This window comes from Rhodovulum kholense, from assembly GCF_003053725.1.
GTDB classification, from domain to species: Bacteria; Pseudomonadota; Alphaproteobacteria; order Rhodobacterales; family Rhodobacteraceae; genus Rhodovulum; species Rhodovulum kholense.
On record NZ_QAYC01000001.1, the window covers coordinates 216,964 to 239,537 of the forward strand.

Sequence of the window (22,574 nt, forward strand, 5' to 3'; positions counted from 1 at the left end):
TTAGCGGAGACCTAGCCATGCGCGTTCTGTTGGTGGAAGACGATCCGACCACAGCGAAGAGCATCGAGCTTATGCTGACCCATGCCAACCTCAACGTCTATACCACAGACCTTGGGGAAGAGGGCATAGACCTTGCAAAGCTCTATGACTACGATTTGATTCTCCTTGACCTCAATCTGCCCGACATGAACGGGCATGAGGTCCTGCGTCAGCTGCGTCTGGCACGCATCGACACGCCGATCCTGATCCTGTCCGGTGCCGCCGATACCGAGAACAAGATCAAGGGCTTCGGCTTCGGTGCTGATGATTACATGACCAAGCCGTTCCACCGCGAGGAACTGGTGGCGCGCATCCACGCCATCATCCGCCGGTCCAAGGGCCATTCGCAGTCGGTGATTCGCACCGGCAAGATCGAGGTCAACCTCGATGCGAAAACGGTCGAGGTCGAGAGCAAGCCGGTGCATCTGACCGGCAAGGAATATCAGATGCTCGAGCTTCTGTCGCTTCGGAAGGGGACGACCCTGACCAAGGAGATGTTCCTGAACCATCTCTACGGCGGCATGGACGAGCCCGAGCTGAAGATCATCGACGTCTTCATCTGCAAGTTGCGCAAGAAGCTTGCCCAGGCCACGGGCGGCGAAACCTATATCGAAACGGTCTGGGGCCGGGGCTATGTCCTGCGCGACCCCGAGCCGGATCAGGCGATGCCGGGGTCCTTCGCGCTCGGCGCCTGAGGCGGCGCCGAACGCACCCGCTGGAAATCCGGCCCCAGCCCCCCTATCACTCTGCCAGGGGCAATGCTGGGGGCCGGAATGACCGACGAACATCCTGTCGAAGCGCTGTCGGAAACCGAGGCGCGGGCCGAACTGGCCCGGCTGGCCAAGGCCATTGCCGAGGCCGATGCCGCCTATCACCAGGAGGACGCGCCCACTCTTTCGGATGCGACCTATGATGCGCTCAAGCGGCGCAACGCGGCGATCGAGGCCCGGTTTCCCGCGCTGAAGCGGGCCGACAGCCCCTCCGACCGGGTCGGGGCCGCGCCTGCGGAAGGCTTCGCCAAGGTCGCCCATGTGCGGCGCATGCTGTCGCTGGCCAATGCCTTCGATGGCGCCGACGTGACCGAGTTCGACGCCCGCATCCGCCGCTATCTGGGGCTCGCCGATGACGCGCCCCTCGTCTACACCGCCGAACCCAAGATCGACGGCCTGTCCCTGTCGCTTCGCTACGAAGGCGGGCGGCTGGTGCAGGCAGCGACCCGGGGCGATGGCGAGGTCGGCGAGAACGTCACGGCCAATGCGCGCACCATTGCCGACATCCCCCGGACCCTGACGGGCGCCCCCGACATCCTTGAGGTGCGGGGCGAGGTTTATATGGCCCATGCCGATTTCGAGGCCTTGAACGAACGCCAGGCCGAAACCGGCGCCAAGACCTTCGCCAATCCGAGGAATGCCGCCGCCGGGTCGCTGCGTCAGCTCGACCCCGCCATCACCGCCGCCCGGCCGCTGAAATTCTTCGCCTATGCCTGGGGCGAGGTCTCGGCGCCGCTGGCCGACACCCAGATGGGCGCCATCGAACGGCTGAAAACGCTGGGCTTTCAGGTCAATCCGCTGACCGTCCTCTGCGATGGCCCCGAGGCGCTCGCCGCCCATTACGCCCGGATAGAACAGCGCCGCGCGACGCTCGGCTACGATATCGACGGCGTGGTCTACAAGGTGAACGACCTTGCCCTGCAGGACCGGCTGGGGTTCCGCGCGACCACGCCCCGCTGGGCCATCGCCCACAAGTTTCCCGCCGAGCTGGCTTGGACCCGGCTCGACCGCATCGAGATTCAGGTCGGCCGCACCGGGGCGCTGTCGCCGGTGGCGCGGCTGCATCCGGTGACGGTGGGCGGCGTCGTCGTCTCGAACGCGACGCTCCATAACGAGGATTACATCGCGGGCCGCGATTCGAAGGGCAACGAGATCCGCGGCGGCAAGGATATCCGCGAGGGCGACTGGGTGCAGGTTTACCGCGCGGGCGACGTGATCCCGAAGGTGGCCGACGTGGATCTTGCCAAGCGCCCCGAGGGGACCGAGCCCTACCGCTTTCCCACCGAATGCCCCGAATGCGGGTCCGAGGCGATCCGCGAAGAGGGCGATGCGGTCCGCCGCTGTTCGGGCGGGCTGATCTGTCCGGCCCAGGCGGTCGAGCGGCTCAAGCATTTCGTCAGCCGCGGTGCCTTCGACATCGAGGGGCTGGGCGCGAAACAGGTCGAGGCGCTCTACAAGGACGGCTGGATCAGGGAACCCGCCGACATCTTCGAGCTCGAGACCCGTTATGGCGAAGGTCTTCAGCAGTTGAAGAACCGCGAGGGCTGGGGCGAGAAATCGGCCACGAACCTCTTCGCGGCGATCGGGGCGCGGCGGACGATTCCGCTCGACCGGCTGATCTTCGCGCTCGGCATTCGCCATCTGGGCGAGGCCGCGGCCGATCTTCTGGCCCGCAACTTCCAGACCTGGGAGGCGTTCGAGGCGGCCGTCACCCATGCCACGGTCGGCGAAGGCCCGGATTGGGAGGCGCTTTTGTCCATCGACGGGGTCGGCACGGTGATGGCCACCTCGCTGATCACCGCTTTCCACCAAGAGGCCGAGCGCGCCTCGATCGACCGGTTGGTCGCGCATCTGACGGTCGAGCCGGTGGCGCCGCGCGGCGCGGTCGACAGCCCGGTTGCGGGCAAGACCGTGGTCTTTACCGGTACGCTTGAGAGAATGAGCCGGGCCGAGGCCAAGGCACGGGCCGAGGCGCTGGGGGCCAAGGTCGCGGGCTCGGTCTCGAAGAAGACCGATCTGGTGGTGCTGGGGCCGGGCGCCGGGTCGAAGGCCAAGAAGGCCGAGGAACTGGGGATCGAGACCGTCGACGAGGACGGCTGGCTGGCGCTGATCGAGGGCGCATGAGCGGCCGGCCCGATATCCTCTTTCCGCTCTTCGGGGCGCTTGAAAAGCTTGACGGCATCGGACCGAAATCGGCCAAGCTGTTGGCGCAGATGGGCATCGAGAAGCCGCGCGATCTGATTTTCACGCTGCCCCATACCGGCATCGACCGCCGTCCGGTCGAGACGGTCGCGGGCGTCGCGCCGGGCGAGGTTGCGACGGTCGCGGTTCTGGTCGGCGCCCATATGCCCGCCTCCGGCAAGGGGCGGCCCTACCGCATTCAGGTGCAGGATGCGGCGACGGCCTTTCAGCTGGTCTTCTTCCATGCGCGCGGCGATTACCTGTCGAAGATCCTGCCGGAAGGCGCGCGGCGGGTGATTTCGGGCAAGGTCGAGATCTTCGACGGCATGGCCCAGATCGTGCATCCCGATCACGTTCTGCCGCTGGACGAGGCCGCCGAAATCCCGGATTTCGAACCGGTCTATCCCCTGACCGCCGGGCTTACGCTGAAGACGATGACGAAGGCCGTGGCCTCGGCGCTGACCCGCGCGCCCGATCTGCCGGACTGGATCGACCCTGCTCTTCTGGCGCGCGAGGGCTGGCCCGGGTGGCGCGCGGCGCTGCAGGCCGCCCATGCGCCGCAATCCGCGCGCGACATCGCCGCGACTGCGCCTGCGCGTCAGCGTTTGGCCTATGACGAATTGCTGGCCCATCAGCTGACGCTGGCGCTGGCGCGGGCCGATCAGCGCCGCGCCAAGGGGCGGCCCAGCCGGGGCGACGGGCGGCTGCGGCGCAAGGCGCTGGCGGCGCTGCCGTTCCGGCCGACCGATGCGCAGGCCCGCGCGATGGACGAGATCGCCGAGGACATGGGGGCCGAGGCGCGGATGACCCGGCTTTTGCAGGGCGATGTGGGCTCTGGCAAGACGCTGGTCGCGTGGATGGCGCTGCTGGTCGCGGTCGAGGCGGGCGGGCAGGGCGTGATGATGGCCCCGACCGAGATCCTCGCCCGCCAGCATCTGGAAAGCCTGGCGCCGCTAGCCGAAAGCGCGGGCGTGGTGATCGAGATCCTGACCGGGCGCGACAAGGGTCGCGAGCGCGCGGCCAAGCTGGCGGCGCTGGCGGCGGGCGATATCCAGGTGCTGGTCGGCACCCATGCGGTCTTTCAGAAGGATGTCGAGTTCCGCGACCTGCGCCTGGCCATCGTCGACGAACAGCACCGCTTCGGCGTCGCGCAGCGGGTCGAGCTGTCGGCCAAGGGGCGGGGCGTCGACATGCTGGTGATGACGGCAACGCCCATTCCGCGCAGTCTGGCATTGGCCACCTATGGCGATCTCGACGTGTCGGTGCTGGATGAAAAACCGCCGGGGCGGACGCCGGTCAAGACCGCGCTGGTCTCGGTCGAGCGGATGGAGGAGGTGATCGCGCATCTGGAGAAGGCGGTGGCCGAGGGGCGGCAGGCTTACTGGGTCTGCCCGCTGGTCGAGGAATCCGAGGTTTCGGATCTGACCGCCGCCGAGGAACGGTTCAAGCGGTTGCGTGCGGTCTTCGGCGACCGGATCGGGCTGGTGCATGGCCAGCTGCCGCCCGCCGAGAAGGACGCCGCGATGCGCGCCTTCCAGCGGGGCGAGACCTCGGTTCTGGTCGCGACCACGGTGATCGAGGTGGGGGTGAACGTGCCCAATGCCTCGATCATGGTGATCGAGCGGGCCGAGGGCTTCGGACTGGCGCAACTCCACCAGCTTCGAGGCCGGGTCGGGCGCGGGGCGGCGTCATCGACCTGCCTGCTGATGTATCAGGCGCCTTTGGGCGAGGCCGGGCGGCGGCGTCTGGAGATCCTGCGCGAAACCGAGGACGGGTTCCGCATCGCCGAGGAGGACCTGGCGATGCGCGGCGCGGGCGATCTGATCGGCACCGCGCAATCGGGGCTGCCGCGCTTTCGCATCGCCGATCTGGAACGGCAGGCCGCGCTGATGGCGGTCGCGCAAAGCGATGCCCGCAAGCTTCTGGCCGACGATCCGGGCCTTGCCGGGCCGCGCGGGCAGGCGGCGCGGGTGCTTCTGTGGCTGATGGAACGCGACAAGGCGATTCGGCTTATCAAGGCGGGCTGAGCCCTTGCCGGACGGCCCCCTGTTAAATGTTCCTAAAAAGTTCTTTACAGGCGGGGCTGGAAATGAGAACAAAGTGGCAACACTGATCGAAACCGGAGCCCGACCCATGCTGACCGAGCTGAGATCCGTCCTGACCCGCTGCCGCGCCACCCTTTGGCAGGATGCCGCCGGCGCCGCCGCGCTGATGGTGCTGCTGATTGCGGGGCTCCATCTTCCGGGGCTTGTCTGAGCCCCATCCGCTGCCTGCTGTCCAGTGCCGGACCCGTCCCCGGGTCGTCGCGAAGCCTGCCTCTTCCGCCGCGCCGGACCGCTTCCTGACCGCCGCCTCCTCCCTGGGAGTGCGGCGGTTTTTTTGTGCACGGGGCAGGGCCCAAAGCAAAACGCCCCGCCGGGCAAGCCGGGCGGGGCGTCTGAAACGCGTGCGAAGGGATGTCAGCCGACGAAGGCTTTCTCGACCACGTATTCTGCGGGTTCGGAATTGGCGCCCTCATTCAGGCCCCAGCCTTCCATGATCGCCATCACGTCCTTGTTGAAGTCGAGCGACCCGCAGACCATGGCGCGGTCGATGGCGGGGTCCATCTGCGTGCCGTCGAGCCCCAGATCGGCGAAGACCTTGCCCGAGGCCAGGTTGTCGGTCACCCGGCCCATCCATTTCGACGGCTCGCGGGTGGTGGTGGGGTAGTATTTCAGCTTGTCGCCGACGAATTCCCCGATCAGCGGGTCTTCGGGCAGGCTTTCGATCAGCTGGCGGCCGAATTCCAGTTCCGCCACCTCGCGGCAGGTATGCATCATGATGACCTCGTCATACCGCTCGTAGGTATCGGGGTCGCGCATCAGGCTGGCGAAGGGGGCGATGCCGGTGCCGGTCGCCAGGAACCACAGCCGCTTGCCGGGCAGCAGAGCGTCCAGAACCAGCGTGCCGACGGGTTTCGGGCGCAGGATGATCTGGTCGCCGGGCTGGATATGCTGAAGCCGCGAGGTCAGCGGGCCGTCCTGCACCTTGATCGAGTAGAAATCGAGCCCTTCGTCCCAGGAGGGCGAGGCGATCGAATAGGCGCGCATGATCGGCTTGCCGTCGTCGCCCGGCAGCCCGATCATCACGAACTCGCCCGAGCGGAAGCGCAGCGATTGCGGACGCGAGGTGCGGAAATAGAACAGCCGGTCGGTATAGTGGCGAACCTCGGTCACGGTCTGCGCATCGGGCAGGGTCTTCTTGGCGGGCTCTGTCACGGCAGTCTGCTGGTTCATGAATGTCACGCGACGGGGCGAGCGCCCCGTTCCTCCTTCTAGGTGTCCTTCTCGGGCGGGAAAACCCCCATCGCGCCCCTCAGCAGGTCGCAATTCCGTTACCACCCGGCGGGCCGGGTTTTCGACGATTGCGGTAACGGCGACCATGACTCAGATCAAGCGCAAATGCCGCGGTGCTGTCGTACGCTATGCCGCAGCACCCGGGGTTGACGGTGGCGCGGCCGGGCGGCAGACCCGATGGCCGACACGCAACGCCATGGAGTTTCGGAGCATTGGCTTGTCCGCCGGTTTCGATTTGCAAATGCAAAAACCTGTTACGCTGCGTTGCTCCCTGGAAAATGTCGTCCTCGATGCAATTGCCTCCGGGCTGTCTGGTATTTGACAATTTATGAAAATCGAGCACGCGAAACTCCGAATCCGTCAAGTCGGCTGGTTGCGGTCTCTTCCGGCGCATTTTGTCGATCTGCTGCTTGCCGGTGCCCGGTTGCGCAGCTTTCGCCGGGGCGAGGCGCTGTTTCACATGGCCGATCCGTCGCCGGACATGCTTGGAATCGTTGACGGAGTGGTTGACGTGGTGCTTGAGCCCGGAGTCGACGGCCCGCGTCTGGGCTTTGTCGCCAAGGCCGGAAACTGGCTTGGCGCCGTCGGCATGCCGGGCATGACGCCGCGGCGCATCTCGGCGATCGCGCGGCGCGATGCCTCCGTGCTGTCGGTCTCGGCGCATCATATCGAGACGGTCGCAATGTCCGATCCCGACACATGGCGCCACATTGCGGCGAACATTGTCAGCCATTTGGACAATTTCGGCCAGTTGCTGCATGCCAATGTGCATCGCGACAATTCGGTTCGCATCCTCATTACCCTGCGCCGCCTGCACGATTTCAACGATGGCGCCACCGAGTTTCCGCTGACCCAGGCCGATCTTGCCGAGATGGCCGGGCTGTCGCGCAATTCCGCCAACCGGGTGATGCGGCGCCTGGCCGAAGAGGGGCTGATCGAGACCGGCTATGGTTGGGTGCGGATTGTCGATCAGCCGCGGATCATGAGCATCCTGAACCGGTCGCATCTGTCATCCTGGACCGGTTACGAACGGCTGGAGGCCTGACCCTGCCTGCCGCGCGCGGGGCGACCATTGCGCGCAGTCCCCATGGGGAAGCGTTTGGTTTTCCTTGAGACATGAGGGATCATCGGCGATAAACCGAGGCTACGTCCCCGAAGGGGGGGGACGCTCAGATCTTGGGAGGATCGCATGAAAGCTCTGACTACTACCGCCACGGCCGTGGCCCTGACCCTGTCCGCCGGAGCCGCCTTCGCGGCCTGCGATCCGGGCGAAACCGTGATCAAGTTCAGCCATGTCACCAGCGCGACCAGCCCCAAGGGCCTTGCCGCCGACCTGCTGGCCGCCCGCGTCAATGACGAGATGGACGGCAAGGTCTGCATGGAAGTCTATCCCAACACCACGCTTTACGACGACGACAAGGTGCTGGAGGCGATGTTGAATGGCGATGTGCAGATGGCCGCGCCGTCGCTGTCGAAATTCGAGAAATACACCAAGAAGCTGCGGATCTTCGATCTGCCCTTCATGTTCAAGAACATGGACGCCATCGACGCGTTCCAGAATTCCGAGACCGGCCAGGCGATGAAGCAGTCGATGATGCGCCGGGGCCTTCTGGGGCTGGAATTCTGGCATAACGGGCTCAAGCAGTTCTCGGCCGACAAGCCGCTGGTGCTGCCCGAGGATGCCAAGGGGCTGAAATTCCGGGTGCAACCCTCGGACGTTCTGGTGGCGCAGATGGAAGCGCTCGATGCCAGCCCGCAGCCGATGGCCTTTTCCGAGGTTTATGGCGCGCTGCAGACCGGCGTCGTCGACGGGCAGGAAAACACCTGGTCGAACATCTACACCCAGAAGTTCTTCGAGGTGCAGGACGGCATCACCGAGACCAATCATGGCGTGATCGACTACATGGTCGTGACCTCGGTCGAATGGTGGGAGGGGCTCGACCCCGAGATCCGCGACCAGCTGGCGACGATCCTGCATGAGGTGACGGTCCAGCGGAACACCGAGTCGACCAATGTCAACGAGCAGGCCAAGCAGGCGATCATCGACGCGGGCACCACGGTGCGCGAGCTGACGCCCGAGCAGCGTCAGGCCTGGGTCGATGCGATGAAGCCGGTCTGGGCCCAGTTCGAGGGTGACGTCGGTGCCGACGCCATTGCGGCGGCGCAGGAAATAAACGACCAGTACTGAGACGCCGTACCGGCGCCGGGCGGCGGTGGCCCTGACGGGCACCGCCGCTTCTGGCACCTGTTCGCCATGCCAGAGGGAGGCTTGGGGCGATGAGTGGAGCCTATCGGCCAAGGACGGCGCTGGGGCGCGCGGTCCATGCCGTCGAAGAGACGGTGATCGCGCTTCTGCTGGGGCTGATGGTGCTGGTCACCTTCGTCAACGTGGTGCTGCGCTATGTCTTCAACGCAAGCCTCGTCTGGAGCCTCGAGCTGACGCTGATCCTGTTCGCCTGGCTGGTGCTGTTCGGCATCGCCTACGGGTTCAAGATCACCATGCATTTGGGGGTGGACGCGATCCTGAACTTGCTATCGTCGCGGGCCCAGCGGATGCTGTCGCTGGTCGCGGTGGCGATCTGTCTGGTCTATGCGGCGCTGATGATGAAAGGGGCCTGGGATTACTGGGCGCCCTTCGCCAACCTGGCGCCGACGACCGGGCACTGGTTCCCGACGGGCTTCGAAGAGATGAAGCCCTGGGATTATCGCGGCTATGTGCCGACCGAGCGGATCCCTCTGCCCGAGTTCCTGCGCGTGCCGCTGGAATACCTGTTCCTGCCCGAGGGCGAGGACCCCTACGAAAAGCTGCCCATCGTCGTGCCCTATGCGATCATCCCCTTCGGGGTGGCGATGATGCTGTTCCGGCTGGTCGAGGCCGCGTTCCGTATCATCACCGGCCGCCAGCAGGGGCTGATCGTCAGCCACGAGGCCGAGGACGCGGTCGAGGATGCCGCCCGCGAGAAGGACGCCTGAGCCATGCATGTGGTGCTTCTGTTTGTCATGGTGGTGGGCTTCCTGCTGATCGGCGTGCCGATCGCGGTGTCGCTGGGCATGGCCTCGATCATCTTCCTGCTGCTCTTCTCCGACACCTCGCTGGCGGCGGTGGCGCAGTCGCTTTATCAGGCGATGGCGGGGCATTACACGCTGCTGGCGATCCCGTTCTTCATCCTGGCCTCGAGCTTCATGTCGACGGGCGGCGTCGCGCGGCGGATCATCCGGTTCGCCATTGCCTGCGTCGGGCATCTGCGGGGCGGGCTGGCCATTGCGGGCGTCTTTGCCTGCATGCTGTTCGCGGCCCTTTCGGGCTCGTCCCCCGCGACCGTGGTGGCCATCGGGTCGATCGTGATCGCGGCGATGCGGAAGGTGGGCTATACCCGCGACTTCGCGGCGGGCGTCATCTGCAACGCGGGCACGCTGGGCATCCTCATCCCGCCCTCCATCGTGATGGTGGTCTATGCCTCGGCGACCGACGTCTCGGTCGGCCGGATGTTCCTGGCGGGCGTCATCCCCGGCACCGTCGCCGGGCTGATGCTGATGACCGCGATTTATGTCATGGCCCATGTGAAGGGCATGCCCAAGGGCGACTGGCTGGGCTGGGGCGAAGTCTGGGCCAGCTTCCGCGAGGCCTTCTGGGGGCTGATGCTGATCGCCATCATCATGGGCGGGATCTACGGCATTCCGGGCGTCGCCTCGGCGGTCTTCACGCCGACCGAAGCCGCCGCCGTGGCCTCGGTCTATGCCTTCCTGATCGCGATCTTCGTCTATCGCGACATGGGCCCCCTGAAGGCGCGGGACGGGCGCGGGCCGGTGGCGCTGTGGCAGAGGCCGCAGGCGCTGCTGACCGGGTTCATCCACCGCGACACCCGGCGCACTTTGCTGGATGCGGCCAAGCTCACCATCATGCTGATGTTCATCATCGCCAATGCGCTGATCCTCAAGCATGTGCTGACCGACGAACAGATCCCCCAGAAGATCGCCGGCGCGATGCTCGAGGCGGGCTTCGGCAAGATCGTGTTCCTGATCGTGGTCAACGTGATCCTGCTGATCGGCGGGCAATTCATGGAGCCCTCGGGGCTGATCGTGATCGTGGCGCCGCTGGTCTTTCCCATCGCCATCGAGCTGGGGGTCGATCCGATCCATCTGGGCATCATCATGGTGGTGAACATGGAAATCGGGATGATCACACCACCGGTCGGGCTGAACCTCTTCGTGACCTCGGGCGTGGCGGGCATGTCGATGATGCGGGTGGTGCGCGCGGCGCTGCCGTTCCTGGCGGTACTGTTCGTCTTCCTGATCCTGGTGACCTATGTGCCCTGGCTCTCGACCTGGTTGCCGACATCGTTGATGGGCCCCGAACTGATCACCAACTGATCCGGCGGAGCGCCGGGACCATGTCCCGGCGCACGTTTTCACGTGTTGCGCCGCGCCAGGGGCGCGTCGCCAGACCGGTTCGGGCGATGCCCGAACCGGAGGCCGCGGTCCGTGTTTGAGGTGGAGTCCGCGGCTCAGGCGCAGGCGGCGGCCTCGGCGGCGTCGAAGGCGTCGAGCGTGGCTTCGAGCGACAGCATGATCGAGGCGTGGCGGTTCCTGTAATCGCGCGCGGGCAGCAGCACTTCGAGCCCTTCGAAGGGCGCCGACGGCGCCGGGCCCTCGTCCTTCAGCATCGCCCGAAGCTGATCGCGCGCGGTCTCGACCTCGGCGCGGGTCCGCCCGAGGATCGCCGTGCCCACGACAGAGGCCGCGGCCTGACCGAGCGCGCAGGCCTTCACGTCCTGCCCGAAGCGCACGATCCGCCCGTCCGCGACATCGAGATCGACCGTCACCGTCGAGCCGCAAAGCGGCGAGCGCTTGCGCGCGGTGCCCATCGGCGCCTCGAGCCGGTCGAGATGCGGGATCTCGGCGGCGAGTGCCAGGATCTTCTGCGAATAGAGCTTGATCAGATCGTTCTGGGCATTCATGGCGTTTCCTTCCGCGCTCGCCTGTCCTAGATAACGCGCGCGCGTCCGAATTCAAAGGAGTTCCCGAATGGCCTTCGACCCCGCCAGCCTTCGCTACAACGAGGCCGGGCTGATCCCCGCCATCGCCCAGGACGCGGCCGGAACGGTGCTGATGATGGCCTGGATGACGGCCGAGGCGGTGGCGCGCACGCTGGAAACAGGCCGGGTGACCTACTGGTCGCGCTCGCGCCAGGCGTTCTGGGTCAAGGGCGAGACCAGCGGCCATGTCCAGCGGCTGATCGAGATGCGGGTCGATTGCGACCGCGACTGCCTGCTGGTGCTGGTCGAGCAGGAAGGCCCTGCCTGCCACACCAACCGCCGCAGCTGTTTCTATACCGCGATCCGCGATGGCGCCGAGGTCGAGATCCTGTCGCCGATGGCGGATTAAAACCCCACCATGCGGCGGATGTCGGCAGGCGTTGCCCCCTCGGCGCGATAGGCGGCGATGGCGCGGGCGTCGTCGCGCTTGGCCAGCCGCTTGCCCGCGTCGTCGAGGATCAGCCGGTGGTGGTGATAGGCGGGGGTCGGCAGGCCCAGCAGCGCCTGCAACAACACATGGATCGGGGTCGCCTCGAAAAGATCCTCGCCGCGCGTGACCTCTTCGATCCGCTGGAAGGCGTCATCGACCACCACGGCCAGATGGTAGGAGGTACCCAGATCGCGCCGGGCGAGCACCACATCGCCCACGGTTTCGATCAGGGCGCGGACGTCAAGCCGATGCGGGCCGGGGTGCATGGGGCCGGTCTCGGTGAAGCCGGGCAGGGCCGGGCCGAGCCGGTCGAGCGCGCGCGCCATGTCCAGCCGGATCGCGTCCTCGGGTCTGGCCTCGGTCAGTGCCCGACCCCGGCAGGTGCCGGGATAGACGAGCCCGTCGGGCCCGATGACCGGCGCCCCCGCCTGCGGCGCGGACAGGGCCGCGCGGATATCGGCGCGGCGGCAGCGGCAGGGATAGGTCAGCCCCATCGCGCCCAGCCGGTCGAGCGCGGCGCGATAGGCCGCGAGCCGCTCGGACTGGCGCAGCACCGGGCGCGGCCAGTCGAGCCCGAGCCAGGCCAGGTCATCGTAGATCTGCGCCTCCCATTCGGGGCGCGACCGGGCGGTGTCGATATCCTCGATCCTCAGCAGCATCTCGCCACGCTCGAAGGCGGTCAGCGCCGCGAAGGCATGGCCCAGATGCAGCGGGCCGGTGGGGGAAGGTGCAAAGCGGGTGCGCATGGGCCTTGGCTAGCGCGGTCCGGGGGCGAGGGCCAGAGTGCCTAAAGCCCCGCCCGGCGGTCTGCCCCGCGCTGAAAGATCAGGATCCAGGCCAGGATGATGAACATCGGATGGGTCAGCCCGCCCGAGAAGATGATCGCCGGGATCCAGATCACCAGCGTCACCAGCGCGACGAACCAGCGCCCGATCAGCAGGATCGAGAGCGGCGGCAGGAACAGGGCGAGAACGTAGAGCATCGGGCCTCGGCGGATCGGGAGCGGTCGCGTCCTATATGGGGCGCGCGGCGCGAATGTGAAGCGTTCAGCCCGCGGCGCCCAGCCAGCCGGTCCAGTCGGCCTTGGCGCGGTCGGTATAGCCCTTGTAGCGGTCGCGCCGCCCGCGCCGTCCGCCCTTCAGCCCCTCGACCGGCGGGAAGAGCCCGAAATTGACGTTCATCGGCTGGAAGGTCTTCGCCTCGGCCCCGCCGGTGATATGGGTCACGAGCGCGCCGGTCGCGGTCGTGGCGGGCACGGGCGGCAGGCTGTGCCCCTTTATCGCCGCCGCGGCCAGCCGTCCGGCCAGAAGCCCCATGGCCGAGGATTCGACATAGCCCTCGACGCCCGTCACCTGCCCGGCAAAGCGGATATGCGGTCTCGATTTCAGCCGCAATTCGGCGTCAAGCAGCGTCGGCGAATTCAGGAAGGTGTTGCGGTGGATGCCGCCCAGCCGCGCGAAACGGGCAGCCTCCAGCCCCGGAATCATCCGGAAAACATCGGCTTGCGCGCCATACTTCATCTTGGTCTGGAAGCCCACGATATTGTAGAGCGTCCCCAGCGCGTTGTCGCGGCGCAGCTGGACGATGGCATGGGCCTTGATGTGGGGCGCGTGCGGATTGGTCAGCCCCACGGGCTTCATCGGACCATGGCGCAGGGTTTCGCGGCCGCGCTCGGCCATCACCTCGATGGGCAGGCAACCGTCGAAATAGCCCGCCGTCTCACCCTCGTGAAAGGCCGTCTTCTCGGCCGTCAGCAGCGCGTCGATGAAGGCCTCGTACTGGTCGCGGTCCATCGGGCAGTTCAGGTAGGCGGTGCGCTCTTCCTCGGTCTCGCCCTTGTCATAGCGCGACTGGAACCAGGCTTTCGACAGGTCGATGCTGTCGAAATGCACGATGGGCGCGATGGCGTCGAAGAAGGCCAGCGCCTCGGCCCCGGTCTCGGCCCGGATCGCCTGCCCCAGCGCGTCCGAGGTCAGCGGGCCGGTCGCAAAGATCCAATGGCCGTCTGCGGGAAGGGACGTGATTTCAGTATCTTCGCGGCGAATTCTCGGGTGTCGCATCAGCCTTTCGGTGACGCCTTGCGAAAACGCTTCGCGGTCGACGGCCAGGGCGCCGCCCGCGGGCAGGCGGTGAGTGTCAGCCATTTCCATGATCAGGCTGCCCGCCGCGCGCATCTCCCAGTGGAGAAGCCCAACCGCGTTCTGTTCGTCATCGTCCGAGCGGAACGAGTTCGAACAGACCATTTCGGCCAGATCGCCGGTCTTGTGCGCGAAGGTGCCGGTTTTGGGGCGCATCTCATGGATCACCACGTCGATCCCGGCCGAGGCGGCCTGCCAGGCGGCCTCGGAACCGGCCATGCCGCCGCCGACGATATGAAGCGTATCTGTCATGGCGCCCGATCTAGCGGGCGGGCAGGGCGAAGGAAAGGGGGGTGCCGTTCAGCCCGACTGCGCCCGCCCCATTCCGGCGGCGTCCAGCCCGCGTTCATCGGCCACGATTTCGTCAAGCGCGGTCTGATAGGCCGCCCGCTCGGCCGGTCCGGGCCCGTCGGCGGCGCGCCCGGGCCGGGGCTCGGCGCCCAGAGCGACGGCCAGCAGCCCGGCGGCCAGCGCCAGATCGAGCGACAGGCGGTCGGGATCGGGCGGCAGGGCGGCGATGCCGAAGCGGATCGCGACCGCCGTCGTCAGCAGGTAGAAAGCCAGCAGCAGCGCGGCAGGACGTGCCCCGACGCCGGACAGCAGCCCGGCGGCGCAAAGCCAGATGATCGTGGCCCCGGCCCAGTCCAGAACGCTGCGCGGATCGGGCGGTAGCACCGGGAGGTGCGGCGCACCGGACCGGAACGCTGCGATCACGCAAAGCGCCAGGGTCACGCGCAACAGCGCATGCAAACGTTTGGGGGAAACCCCCATGAGATTTTGATGCCCAAACATCGCGGCGAGGCCCCTCATTCCTCGTTCGAGATACGGCGTCTTTCCGAAATGACGTCAAAGTCTGACCGGTGCACGCCTCAATTGCGGCAGCACCAAGGAAGATGTTTCGGATTTTTGCCGTCTTGTCGGGACCCCGGTCCGCGCGGGGTCCCTGACCGAGGGGGGCGAGCCTCAGGTGGCCGGGTCTTCCTGGGCGTCCTCGCCCTGATCGGCGATCCGCGCGACCGAGACGACCTCTTCGCCGGTGCCCGCATCGAGCACCCGCACGCCGCCGGCCGAGCGGGACCGGAAGCTGATCTGATCCACCGGCACCCGGATCGATTGCCCGCGCGAGGTGGCCAGCATCACCTGATCGTCCATCTCGACCGGGAAGGAGGCTACAAGCGGGCCGCCGCGCAGCGCCTTGTCGATGGCCTGCACCCCCTGGCCGCCACGGCCCCGCACCGGATAGTCGTGACTGGAACTGATCTTGCCCTGGCCGCGCGCGGTGATCGTCAGGATCACGTCCTCGGCCGCCGACATCTCTGCATAGCGCGCGGGCGAAAGCTGGCCGGCCTCGACCGCCTCTTCGTCCTCGTCGGCCTCGCCGGTCTCGTCGGTGACGCCCGCCATCAGGCGGCGCTGTTTCAGATAGGCCACGCGTTCGGCCGGATCGGCCTCGAAATGGCGGATGACCGACATCGACACGACGCTGTCATTCTCGCCCAGCCGGATGCCGCGCACGCCGGTGGAATCGCGGCCCGAGAAGACCCGCACATCGGTGGCGGCAAAGCGGATCGCGCGACCCATGGCAGTGACCAGCATGACGTCGTCATCGGCGTCGCAGATCGAGACATTCACGAGGCTGACCGCCTCGGGCAGCTTCATCGCGATCTTGCCGTTGCGCTTGATATTGGTGAAGTCCGACAGACGGTTGCGCCGCACGTCGCCCGCCGAGGTGGCGAACACGACCTGCAGGTTCTCCCACTCGTCCTCGGGTTCGTCGATCTTCATCAGCGCGGCGATCGAGATGCCGGTGGCAATGGGCAGGATATTGACGATGGCCTTGCCCTTGGCGGTGCGCCCCGCCTGCGGCAGGCGCCAGCATTTCAGCTCGTAGACCATCCCGTCGGTGGTGAAGAACAGAAGCTGGGTATGGGTGTTGGCGACAAACAGCGTGGTGACCACGTCGTCTTCCTTGGTCGCCATCGAGGACAGCCCCTTGCCGCCCCGGTTCTGGCTGCGGAATTCGGCCAGCGGCGTGCGCTTGATATAGCCGGACTGGGTGACGGTCACCACCATGTCCTCGCGCTCGATCAGGTCCTCGTCTTCCATGTCGCCGGACCAGTCGGCGATCTCGGTGCGGCGCGGCACCGCGAACTGGTCGCGCACCTCGCGCAGCTCGGTCGCGATGATCGCCATGATCCGCTCGCGCGAGCGCAGGATGTCGAGATAGTCCTTGATCTTCGCAGCCAGCTCTTCCAGCTCGTCGGTGACTTCCTTGACCCCGATCTGGGTCAGGCGCTGCAGGCGCAGATCGAGGATCGCGCGGGCCTGTACCTCGGAAAGGTTATAGGTGCCGTCCTCGTTCATCGTATGGGTCGGGTCGTCGATCAGCTTGATGTAATCGGCGATGTCTTGTGCGGGCCAGCGCCGCTCCATCAGCTTGACGCGGGCCTCGGCGGCATCGGCCGAGGCGCGGATCGTCGCCACCACCTCGTCGACATTCGAGACCGCGACCGCCAGACCGCACAGGATATGGCTGCGCTCGCGCGCCTTTCTCAGCTCGAAGGCGGTGCGCCGGGCCACGACCTCTTCGCGGAAGGCGATGAAATGGGTCAGGAAGCCCCGCAGCGTCAGCGTCTCGGGCCGGCCGCCGTTCAGCGCCAGCATGTTGCAGCCGAAGGACGTCTGCATCGGCGTAAAGCGGAACAGCTGGTTCAGCACCACATCGGGGGTCGCATCGCGCTTCAGCTCGATCACCACACGGACGCCGACCCGGTCGGATTCGTCCTGCACATGGGCGATGCCCTCGATCCGCTTGTCGCGGGCGGCCTCGGCGATCTTCTCGATCATCGTCGACTTGTTCACCTGATAGGGGATCTCGTCGATGACGATGGCGTGGCGGTCCTTGCGGATCTCTTCGACCCGGGTCCTGGCCCGCACGATGACCGAGCCGCGCCCTTCCAGATAGGCCTTGCGCGCGCCCGAGCGGCCCAGAATCAGCCCGCCGGTCGGAAAGTCGGGGGCGGGGATGTACTGCATCAGCTGTTCGCTGGTCAGGTCCGGGTCCTCGATCAGCGCCAGGGTGGCATCGACGACCTCGCCCAGATTGTGCGGCGGAATGTTGGTGGCCATGCCGACGGCGATGCCGCCCGCGCCATTGACCAGCATGTTCGGGAACCGCGCCGGCAGAACCGTCGGCTCCTTGTCCTTGCCGTCATAGTTGTCCTGGAAGTCGACCGTATCTTTCTCGATATCGGTCAGCAGCGCCTGCGCCGCCTTGGCCATCCGGACTTCGGTGTACCGCATGGCCGCCGCGCTGTCGCCGTCCATCGACCCGAAGTTGCCCTGGCCGTCCAGCAGAGGCAGCGACATCGAGAAGGGCTGCGCCATCCGCACCAGGGCGTCATAGATCGCCGCGTCGCCATGGGGGTGGTATTTCCCCATCGTGTCGCCCACCGGCCGCGCCGACTTGCGGTAGGGCTTGTCATGGGTGTTGCCGGTCTCGTGCATCGCGAACAGGATTCTGCGGTGCACAGGTTTTAGGCCATCGCGCAGATCCGGGATCGCCCGGCTCACGATCACGCTCATCGCGTAATCGAGATAGGATTTCTGCATCTCCTTCTCGATGGCGATGACCGGCCCGTCATACGAGGGTCGCGCGGGTCCTTTTCCAGAACCGTTTTCGTCTTCGTTTTCGGGGGTTTCCGGCGTGTCGTTCAACTTGGGACCCGGCCTTTCGGCGCCATTCTAGATATTGTTGAGCGAACTTTATCAGAACCTTCATATGGGGTGCAACCGCAGACCGGCCCGGGATCTGGCAGCCCCCGGGAAAGAGTGCCAACATCCTGTTTTCATTGAAAATCAATCGGGCTTTGGCATGCTTTCCAGACATCCACGCGACAGGAGAGACCAGACGTGCAGCAGTCCGAGACCGAGTTGATGCTCAGGGGCTACGGCCTCACCACCGCCGAGCTCTATTACCGCATGCCCGATTTCAGAAGCGTTCTCAACAGCTTCATATGGCAGGACTACGATCTTGCCCCGGATCACCCCCGGCTCTTCAAGTTCATCGAGTTCTGGCAGGACTCGATCGAGGGGCCGCTGCATTCGGTCCGCTTCACCCATCGCAAGCTGATCGCGCCCGGCGAATGGCGCAATGTCGTGGGGGAATTCCGCGTGAACTGAGGCCTTGTTGCGCCCGCAGCCGTCAGCGGCGGCCGCGGGTCAGCGCCATCGCCCAGATCACGACGAGCCCGGCCGACAGCAGCACGTTGTAATTGGCCATGGTCAGGCCGAACAGCTGCCAGGCGATGCGGTCGCACAGCACGATCGGCTCGACGAGGCTCGGGTTCAGCATCTGCTCGGGCGTCATCTGCGACAGGCTCGGACCGTCGCCGGTGCAGGAGGACGGCCCCGCCCACCAGTGCCGTTCGACCCCCGAATGATAGATCGCAAGCGCGGTCGAGGCGGCCATCACGGTCAGCCCGCTCAGGGTCAGGATGAATCCGCCCACGGCCACCGCCAGCAGGCCCAGCACCGCCGCGACCGCGTGCGGCCAGCGCTGCCAGATGCACAGCTTGCAAGGCGCGAGATCGCCCAGATACTGAAACCCGAAGGCCGCCAGCAGGATGGCCGCGGACCCCGCCGCGGCCAGAAGGATCAGCCGGTTGCGTGCAGTCATCACAGGAACCTCAAAGCGTAGAAGCCGCCAATCAGCAGCAGGACGAACAGCGTGAAGAGAAGCCCCAGATACTTCTCGATGAAGCGGCGCACCGGGGCGCCGAATTTCCACAGAAGCGCCGCCACCAGGAAGAAGCGGATGCCCCGGGCGATGACGCTGGCTGCCATGAAGACCCACAGGTCGAGCCCGGTCGAGCCCGACAGGATGGTGATGACCTTGTAGGGGAAGGGCGTCACCCCGGCGATCAGCACCGCCCAGGCGCCATAGTCGTTATAGCGCGCGCCGAATTCGTCGAAATAGGCCTGCTTGCCGTAGAATTCGAGCACCGGGCGACCGATCTGTTCGAAGAAGGCCCAGCCGATACCGTAGCCCGCAAGCCCGCCCAGCACCGACCCCGCCAGCGCGACCGCGGCGATGGCAAAGGCGCGGGATGGCCGTGCCAGGATCATCGGCACCATCAGCACGTCGGGCGGGATCGGGAAGATCGAGCTTTCGACGAAGGCGACGATGAAAAGCGCCCACATGGCATTCCGGCTGTCGGCCAGCGACAGTGTCCAGTCGTAAAGGCGTCGGATCATGCGGCCCCCCGGCAACGTCTGCCGCCTAGAAGCCATGCGGGGGCGCCTGCGTCAAGCAGGGCCGCGGACGGTGACGGACGATTGACCGGCCGCGGCGGTCGGGGTAGAGGAACGCAAAGGGCCAACGGGCGGGCCGAGAGGCGCCTCCGCGCGTCGCGAAGGTTGCGCCCGAAACGCGAATCGTTCCCAAGGCCTTGTGCTTGGCGATCCGCCCGCGGGCCCGGAAGGACCGCGCCTTCCCGGACCGGGCCCGGCGGGAGGGCGGAACGATCAGGGCCCCGGCCTCCGCAGCTACCGGCGGGGGTGCGCGATGCGGGTGTGGCGGAATGGTAGACGCGAGGGTCTCAAACACCCTTTCCGCAAGGAGTGTCGGTTCGAGTCCGACCACCCGCACCAAGCCAGCGTTTCAGAGTATTGCAGGTAGCGATATGAATAAGGCGTAACTACCGGGGGTGAGGGACCGGACTGTTCCAGCGAGACCCACAGGATTTCCGGGGAGCACAGCTGCTAGCTGGTATGCTGACGGTCAGGGAAATCAAGGCAGCGCCTGCCGGGCGCCACGGGGGGCGCCACGGGGACGCGGGTGGTTTGTCCCTCATCAAGACGAGCCAAGACTCGGGGAAATGGAACATCCGCTATTCGTTCTTGGGGACCTGGCGCAACATGGGGCTCGGCTCATGGCCGGAGGTCGGCCTAGCGTAAGCGCGCCGGAAGAGAGACCGCTGGGCGGCCGTGCTGCGAGCCGGGCGAGACCCGATCACCGAGCGGAATGAAGAGCGGGTCGCCACGAAGGCCCAACGCTACAAGACAGATCCTACATTTGCAGAGATGGCCTCGATCATCTTTGAGGCGCGAAAGGCCACTCTGCGCGGCGGCTGCGAGCGCGGACGGTGGTTTTCCCCCTTCAGCGGCATGTTGTCCTGCACATCGGGAAGATGCGCGTCTCCGGAATCACCCCTCAGGACATCAAGGGGGCCCTGGCCCCGATCTGGCGGACGAAATTCCCGACCGCCGAGAAGGCGTTGCAACGCACCAGGACCGTGCTGCATGAGGGGCGGCTGATGGGATTCGGCTGCGACCCGTTCTCGGCCGAGGCGGCGCAGCGGATGACCATCACCGCCGACACCATCGAAGAGGCGATGGTTTACGCGACAGACGACCTCCGCGCAGTCCTCGATGCGCTTGAACGGTTCGACAAGCGATGAACTGAAGAACAGTCCACCGACCTGGCCGGCACCGTCTTCGGGGCGCTGTCGGGCCCGCTGCTGAAGGCGGCCGTCGCGGCCTTCGCGCCCCCCGCGGGCTGGCAGCCCTACGACAGGACCGCCCCGGGCGACAGCGCGACCGGCGTCTTCTACGACTTCGACGTCAATGGCCTGACCCAGCTGGTCGAGACGCCGACCTTCGAGGCGGGCTACGACTACATGACCCGGCTCGACGGGCTCCTGCCGCTGAACGGCGGCAGCCTGCGCGGCCAGTTCTGGGTGCCCGAGCCGGGGGTCTGGACCAACGGCTTCGACCTGACCTCGGCGCTTGCGCCCCGGGTGCCCATCGGCGGCCGGATCCGGATCCCCGACCCGCTGCGCCCGCGGCCCATCGGCCTTGCCAGCACCGACTATATCTACGACCAGACCGGGTCGGTAGGGCTCAGCGCGACCGTCGCGCTGGGGGCGGCGGCGCGCCGGACCACGCGGTTCCGCCTGGCCTGGCTTGCCAACGGCAATGTCGGCACCTTCGGCGGCGGGCGGGCGGCCCTCTACCGCCGCCGCGAATATATCGCGGACTGAGCCATGATCGAGGCCACCGACCACGCGATCCGCACCGACGGCATGGCGCTGATCGCGCGCATGGGCATCGTCCTGGCCTCGGGCGCCACACGCGCACCGCGCGGCCGGGCATGGTCCTGGCGGATGCGGAATGCGAGGCCCTGCTGCGGCCCGAGGTCCGCGACTATCGTGCCCGGTTGCTGACCTTCTTCTCGGCCGAGACGCGCGCCCGGCGCCTGTCGCCGCTCTGGGATGCGGTCTTCACCAGCCTTGCCATCAACGTCGGCGTGGCCGGCGCAGGCCGATCCACCGCGACCCGGCGCCTGAACGCGGGCGACGTGCCGGGCGCCTGCGAGGGCCTGACCTGGTGGAACAAGGCGGGTGAAGAGGTCGTCAAGCGGGTCGGGCAACTCGTTCCATTACCGTAACTCGTCCAGCTCTATCGCGCGCGAGACATCACGGGTCGGCACAAAACGCGGCGGTGCGGCACGAAGGGCTGCGGCATCTTCGCTCGTGGCCTCGTCGTTGCCGAGATCCTCCATCATGTCAGAGCGCAGATCGATCGCCGCGGATATTCCCTTCTCATCCAAACACGGCATCGGATTTGGAATGAAATATGAACCTTTCAGGATGAAATCCGCATGCGGTTGCGCATCCAGATTCGCTTGGGACATGCCCTCCGGCAAGCCGTCGAAAAGTCCGTCCGGAGGCGGAAAATTACCGTTCTCGAACGGAAGTCTCTCCAAATGGCCGGGTTCGAATTTCCTCCCGTCCTCCATCAACGACTTCCAATCAGCCGTCAGCATGTGCTCCCCTCAAGCGACGGGTCGGCAGCTGCGCGCCCAATCGGCCCATTCGGCCGGGTAATGCGGGTGGCCGCGCAAATCGGTATTGTCGATCCCGAAAGCAACCGAGGCCGCGGCCGCCTCCAGGCACCAGCAGCCGACATAGGTACTGTTCTCGCCAAGATCCTCCGCCCGCGTGGTCTGGGCCGCAAGCTCGGTTGCCATCTCATCATACCAACCCTTCAGGAATCTCCCCAAATGATGCGGACGTGCGAAATCGGGTTCTTCGGGGTCTATGGCGAGCCACAGGTTCTGATAGGCACTGGGCCAATGAACCGGACTTTGCGGGGGATATCGTCAAGACCAAGCTGACGTCGGAAGGCTGACCAGATCCGGTCGTAGCCGCCATAATCGCGCTTGGTCAGATCGAACTGATCGAGGGCATCGAAGAAGGCCTTCGCCTCGGCCTGCCCGGCGCAGCACAGGACGAGCATAGAGATAAATCGGAGGAAGGTGTCTTAACCGAAACGAGCGATGTCATCGGGCATCTCGGTCCCGAAGCGGGCAACCATTTCCGGGCAAAGATGCCCAACCGCACGCAGTCCTGGCACGATAACCTCAGGCATGGGCGCGCCAGCGGAATAGAGGCAAAGCGAGGTTTTGAACAACGCATGAAGAAGCGGATTTCCTTTCCCTCCCTGTTTCAGGGGCCCGGTGGTGGTTGACGGTAGCTTTTCTCGTATGCCTCAAGATCCTCGTATTGGCACGCCAAGGCCTGCTTCCAGAATTCCGGGGGTGCCAGTTTGTCTCTCATCGCTTTCTCCGGGTTGGGGTAGGA

24 protein-coding genes, 1 tRNA gene and 1 pseudogene are annotated in these 22,574 nt (G+C 66.2%); 14 read left to right on the plus strand and 12 right to left on the minus strand.

The features are described from left to right. Positions 1-17 precede the first annotated feature (17 nt). The 4 genes from ctrA (at position 18) to C8N38_RS21335 (ending at position 5,246) form a co-directional block, all read left to right on the plus strand. A complete protein-coding gene (gene ctrA / locus C8N38_RS01015) occupies positions 18-734 on the plus strand; it encodes a response regulator transcription factor CtrA (RefSeq protein WP_108023042.1) in 717 nt (238 codons plus the stop codon). A 78-nt stretch (positions 735-812) separates the two neighbouring features. Then, entirely contained in the window at positions 813-2,933 is a 2,121-nt protein-coding gene (gene ligA, locus C8N38_RS01020) for an NAD-dependent DNA ligase LigA (protein ID WP_108023044.1), read from the plus strand. Next, on the plus strand, positions 2,930-5,017 hold the full coding sequence (gene recG, locus C8N38_RS01025; protein WP_108023046.1) for an ATP-dependent DNA helicase RecG: 2,088 nt from the start codon (positions 2,930-2,932) through the stop codon (positions 5,015-5,017). The genes ligA and recG overlap by 4 nt, the downstream gene beginning before the upstream one ends. Before the next feature lie 73 nt (positions 5,018-5,090). After that, positions 5,091-5,246 carry a hypothetical protein gene (locus C8N38_RS21335; RefSeq protein WP_158272271.1) on the plus strand — a complete coding sequence of 52 codons (156 nt, stop codon included), beginning with the start codon at positions 5,091-5,093 and terminating at the stop codon, positions 5,244-5,246. Positions 5,247-5,449: 203 nt separating this feature from the next. Here C8N38_RS21335 and C8N38_RS01030 read toward each other — a convergent pair whose 3' ends face one another. Together C8N38_RS01030 and C8N38_RS21340 are read right to left on the minus strand one after the other, a co-directional pair. Then, positions 5,450-6,265 (minus strand): ferredoxin--NADP reductase, encoded by an 816-nt coding sequence (locus C8N38_RS01030; protein ID WP_108023048.1) that lies wholly within the window; start codon positions 6,263-6,265, stop codon positions 5,450-5,452. A gap of 79 nt (positions 6,266-6,344) precedes the next feature. Next, positions 6,345-6,785, minus strand: coding sequence for a hypothetical protein (locus tag C8N38_RS21340; protein ID WP_158272272.1), 441 nt, complete (start codon positions 6,783-6,785; stop codon positions 6,345-6,347). A gap of 21 nt (positions 6,786-6,806) precedes the next feature. Here C8N38_RS21340 and C8N38_RS01035 point away from each other — a divergent pair, with 21 nt between their 5' ends. The 4 genes from C8N38_RS01035 (at position 6,807) to C8N38_RS01050 (ending at position 10,696) form a co-directional block, all read left to right on the plus strand. Continuing rightward, entirely contained in the window at positions 6,807-7,370 is a 564-nt protein-coding gene (locus C8N38_RS01035) for a Crp/Fnr family transcriptional regulator (RefSeq protein ID WP_245895482.1), read from the plus strand. A 144-nt stretch (positions 7,371-7,514) separates the two neighbouring features. Then, positions 7,515-8,513 carry a TRAP transporter substrate-binding protein gene (locus C8N38_RS01040; RefSeq protein WP_108023051.1) on the plus strand — a complete coding sequence of 333 codons (999 nt, stop codon included), beginning with the start codon at positions 7,515-7,517 and terminating at the stop codon, positions 8,511-8,513. An 89-nt stretch (positions 8,514-8,602) separates the two neighbouring features. Next, positions 8,603-9,298, plus strand: a complete 696-nt coding sequence (locus C8N38_RS01045) for a TRAP transporter small permease (protein WP_108023054.1) — start codon at positions 8,603-8,605, stop codon at positions 9,296-9,298. A 3-nt stretch (positions 9,299-9,301) separates the two neighbouring features. Then, on the plus strand, positions 9,302-10,696 hold the full coding sequence (locus C8N38_RS01050; RefSeq protein WP_108023056.1) for a TRAP transporter large permease: 1,395 nt from the start codon (positions 9,302-9,304) through the stop codon (positions 10,694-10,696). Positions 10,697-10,830: 134 nt separating this feature from the next. Here the strand turns inward: C8N38_RS01050 and C8N38_RS01055 are convergent, their stop codons facing one another. Further along, positions 10,831-11,283 carry an iron-sulfur cluster assembly scaffold protein gene (locus C8N38_RS01055; protein ID WP_108023058.1) on the minus strand — a complete coding sequence of 151 codons (453 nt, stop codon included), beginning with the start codon at positions 11,281-11,283 and terminating at the stop codon, positions 10,831-10,833. 67 nt (positions 11,284-11,350) lie between these two features. Between C8N38_RS01055 and hisI the strand changes: the two genes are divergently transcribed. Then, the gene (hisI, locus tag C8N38_RS01060) at positions 11,351-11,710 is read left to right on the plus strand and encodes a phosphoribosyl-AMP cyclohydrolase (RefSeq protein ID WP_108023060.1); all 360 of its coding nucleotides are present in this window, start codon (positions 11,351-11,353) and stop codon (positions 11,708-11,710) included. Here hisI and gluQRS read toward each other — a convergent pair. The 5 genes from gluQRS to gyrA form a co-directional block, all read right to left on the minus strand. Next, entirely contained in the window at positions 11,707-12,537 is an 831-nt protein-coding gene (gluQRS, locus tag C8N38_RS01065) for a tRNA glutamyl-Q(34) synthetase GluQRS (protein WP_108023062.1), read from the minus strand. The two genes, hisI and gluQRS, sit on opposite strands and share 4 nt — an antisense overlap. 41 nt (positions 12,538-12,578) lie before the next feature. After that, positions 12,579-12,773: a hypothetical protein gene (locus C8N38_RS01070; RefSeq protein WP_080616382.1), complete on the minus strand. Its 195-nt coding sequence runs from the start codon at positions 12,771-12,773 to the stop codon at positions 12,579-12,581. A gap of 64 nt (positions 12,774-12,837) precedes the next feature. Next, positions 12,838-14,181, minus strand: coding sequence for a methylenetetrahydrofolate--tRNA-(uracil(54)-C(5))-methyltransferase (FADH(2)-oxidizing) TrmFO (gene trmFO / locus C8N38_RS01075; protein WP_108023064.1), 1,344 nt, complete (start codon positions 14,179-14,181; stop codon positions 12,838-12,840). Between the two features lie 48 nt (positions 14,182-14,229). Further along, on the minus strand, positions 14,230-14,700 hold the full coding sequence (locus C8N38_RS01080) for a hypothetical protein (protein ID WP_158272274.1): 471 nt from the start codon (positions 14,698-14,700) through the stop codon (positions 14,230-14,232). A 192-nt stretch (positions 14,701-14,892) separates the two neighbouring features. Then, positions 14,893-17,646, minus strand: a complete 2,754-nt coding sequence (gyrA, locus tag C8N38_RS01085; protein WP_108023068.1) for a DNA gyrase subunit A — start codon at positions 17,644-17,646, stop codon at positions 14,893-14,895. Between the two features lie 195 nt (positions 17,647-17,841). Here gyrA and C8N38_RS01090 point away from each other — a divergent pair, with 195 nt between their 5' ends. Further along, positions 17,842-18,111, plus strand: a complete 270-nt coding sequence (locus C8N38_RS01090; RefSeq protein WP_075785874.1) for an usg protein — start codon at positions 17,842-17,844, stop codon at positions 18,109-18,111. Positions 18,112-18,133: 22 nt separating this feature from the next. On the opposite strand, the gene C8N38_RS01095 is transcribed toward C8N38_RS01090, so the two are convergent. Together C8N38_RS01095 and C8N38_RS01100 are read right to left on the minus strand one after the other, a co-directional pair. After that, entirely contained in the window at positions 18,134-18,607 is a 474-nt protein-coding gene (locus tag C8N38_RS01095; RefSeq protein ID WP_108023070.1) for a disulfide bond formation protein B, read from the minus strand. Then, positions 18,607-19,185 carry a YqaA family protein gene (locus C8N38_RS01100; protein WP_108023072.1) on the minus strand — a complete coding sequence of 193 codons (579 nt, stop codon included), beginning with the start codon at positions 19,183-19,185 and terminating at the stop codon, positions 18,607-18,609. The genes C8N38_RS01095 and C8N38_RS01100 overlap by 1 nt, the downstream gene beginning before the upstream one ends. 312 nt (positions 19,186-19,497) lie before the next feature. Between C8N38_RS01100 and C8N38_RS01105 the strand changes: the two genes are divergently transcribed. From C8N38_RS01105 to C8N38_RS01125, 4 genes are all read left to right on the plus strand, one after another. Further along, positions 19,498-19,581, plus strand: a tRNA-Leu gene (locus C8N38_RS01105). A gap of 494 nt (positions 19,582-20,075) precedes the next feature. Beyond that, positions 20,076-20,390 carry a phage integrase central domain-containing protein gene (locus tag C8N38_RS01115; RefSeq protein ID WP_108023076.1) on the plus strand — a complete coding sequence of 105 codons (315 nt, stop codon included), beginning with the start codon at positions 20,076-20,078 and terminating at the stop codon, positions 20,388-20,390. A 219-nt stretch (positions 20,391-20,609) separates the two neighbouring features. Then, complete coding sequence (locus tag C8N38_RS21345; RefSeq protein WP_158272275.1) at positions 20,610-20,972, plus strand: hypothetical protein; 363 nt, start codon at positions 20,610-20,612, stop codon at positions 20,970-20,972. After that, positions 20,969-21,379 carry a glycoside hydrolase family protein gene (locus C8N38_RS01125; RefSeq protein ID WP_281258203.1) on the plus strand — a complete coding sequence of 137 codons (411 nt, stop codon included), beginning with the start codon at positions 20,969-20,971 and terminating at the stop codon, positions 21,377-21,379. The genes C8N38_RS21345 and C8N38_RS01125 overlap by 4 nt, the downstream gene beginning before the upstream one ends. Here the strand turns inward: C8N38_RS01125 and C8N38_RS01130 are convergent. After that, a complete protein-coding gene (locus C8N38_RS01130; RefSeq protein ID WP_108023082.1) occupies positions 21,371-21,757 on the minus strand; it encodes a hypothetical protein in 387 nt (128 codons plus the stop codon). The two genes, C8N38_RS01125 and C8N38_RS01130, sit on opposite strands and share 9 nt — an antisense overlap. A gap of 9 nt (positions 21,758-21,766) precedes the next feature. Continuing rightward, positions 21,767-22,060 (minus strand): annotated as a pseudogene (locus tag C8N38_RS01135) (PoNe immunity protein domain-containing protein); the annotation flags it as partial. Positions 22,061-22,574: the final 514 nt, after the last annotated feature.